The following is a 363-nucleotide window of genomic DNA, read 5'->3' as shown; positions in this document are numbered from 1 at the left end:
GTTTGTCACTTTATCTTTTGCAAAGTTCCAAGCTACATTACCTGCAGCATCTTCGTACCATCCAACGAATGTATAACCCGTTCTAGTTGTTGTTGGTGAAGTGATACCAGTGTTATAATTTGCAGTTTTGTCAGCTACTTGGCTTCCACCATTACTATTAAAGTGAACCGTATAAGAGTTAACATTCCACTTAGCATATAGAACCATGTCACCGGATACTTTGTCTGTTGCAAAGTTCCAAGGTGTTTTTAATTCTGCATCTTTATACCAACCAACGAATGTGTAGCCTGTTCTTTTTGGTTTTGATTCATCAAGTAAAGAATTGTACTCAGCTTTCACTGAAACTGCTAGTCCAGCATCTTG

Annotated in this window: 1 protein-coding gene; it reads right to left on the bottom strand. The window is 38.0% G+C overall.

The window, feature by feature from the left end:
* A partial coding sequence (locus COC46_RS15645) for an InlB B-repeat-containing protein (RefSeq protein ID WP_176545181.1) occupies positions 1-363 on the bottom strand: 363 nt, incomplete at both ends.

Source organism: Bacillus sp. AFS041924 (genome assembly GCF_002577195.1).
GTDB lineage: Bacteria > Bacillota > Bacilli > Bacillales > Bacillaceae_G > Gottfriedia.
This window is presented reverse-complemented; position numbering and strand designations above follow the sequence as displayed.